Annotated in this window: 2 protein-coding genes; both read left to right on the top strand. The window is 43.2% G+C overall.

Annotated elements, in window-relative coordinates:
• The first annotated feature begins 246 nt into the window (after nucleotides 1-246).
• Entirely contained in the window at nucleotides 247-504 is a 258-nt protein-coding gene (locus ABD720_RS02915; protein WP_344761723.1) for a hypothetical protein, read from the top strand.
• Between the two features lie 199 nt (nucleotides 505-703).
• On the top strand, nucleotides 704-910 hold the full coding sequence (locus ABD720_RS02910) for a hypothetical protein (RefSeq protein ID WP_344761722.1): 207 nt from the start codon (nucleotides 704-706) through the stop codon (nucleotides 908-910).
• Nucleotides 911-1214: the final 304 nt, after the last annotated feature.

Below are 1214 nucleotides of genomic sequence, written 5' to 3'. Positions count from 1 at the left end.
TATTTGGTGGGCACCACTTTGGCGGGTCAATGGCGTGCTGTACAGACGTCGTTGGTGAGGCGCTTACGATTGGTGGGTAATGGTGCGTAGTGCACTACTCGTGATAATTTGTGAAAAAACGCAATTCTTAAATTCCTCCTTTTTTGAGGAACCAACAATTTACATGTGACACTTAATATATAACGTCAGCCGTTACTCAAAACCGCAATGCCCGGCTGATTTTTATTAACGTTATAGGAGATGATCATGGGTGCAGCATCAACGATCGGTTTCGTAGCCAACACCGCAATTGCACTTGGTGGAGAAGCAACACTAACCTCCATTTCGGCTGCGACAACAGCACTGGCAATTGAAGGAGCAATGGACTCTTTCAAGGGTGCGCAGCAATCGACGCTACTCAAAAAAGAAGCCATTCAACAGGGCCTGTGGTCACAAGTTACAAAGCAAGCGGATGCGCAGGCAGGCAGAGCAGCTAAATCAGCAGACAGCTGGAATCAAATGTAACTGAGAAACCATTTATTAAAATTCAACATTACTGTTGTAAAAAATTAAGCTTTTGATAATTTCATATCGCACGCTTTTCAAATTCATATCATCCGACGATGACTGATTTATGTGAGCGAGGCCTGATAAGAAATAAATATGACCAAAGGATGCAATCTCTTGCATGATTTTTTAAGCACATTGTTTTTTGGAGGTAAGTATGGCTTTTTCATTGTCCCAATTCACTCAGGATAGTAATACCCAAAATGAGGCTCAATATAAGTTTCAGATAGATGCGAGCAAACAGATGCAAAGTTTGACTCAGCAAGCTGCCGATGACGCGCTATGGCGTGCTGCACAAAATAACGCGATGGCAAAAGTTAAAGGGATGTCAAAACTTGCAGAGGCTGCGAACCAGCTTAGCTGATATGCGATTAAAGTAATTGCATCATTGATGCTGTAAATTACGGTGTGAACATATAACAATACAATAAAGAATGGCTCGTCTCATGACGGGCCATTTTATTGGCATATAATTCAGTTTGACTAATTTTCACTGTGAGAAGTGTAATACCGCATAGCGTATGCATGCTACGCAACCGGGCTGCAACATCGAATTCCAAGAGTGGATACTCAGTGTGCAATCATTACGCGTAAACGCAATCCGCCCCGACAGCGAACTGTCGGGGCGGATTGGTTACTGCGTATAACTGAGCCTGACGATGACCTAC

The sequence above is a fragment of the Actimicrobium antarcticum genome, from assembly GCF_039536745.1.
GTDB classification, from domain to species: domain Bacteria; phylum Pseudomonadota; class Gammaproteobacteria; order Burkholderiales; family Burkholderiaceae_D; genus Actimicrobium; species Actimicrobium antarcticum.
The sequence above is the reverse complement of the archived record's forward strand: the minus strand, read 5'-3'. Positions and strand labels throughout refer to the sequence as shown.

Excerpts from the sequence above, each read along its gene's own strand:
- ABD720_RS02915 (WP_344761723.1), top strand. The coding sequence starts at position 247 with ATGGGTGCAGCATCAACGATCGGTTTCGTAGCCAACACCGCAATTGCA.
- ABD720_RS02910 (WP_344761722.1), top strand. The coding sequence starts at position 704 with ATGGCTTTTTCATTGTCCCAATTCACTCAGGATAGTAATACCCAAAAT.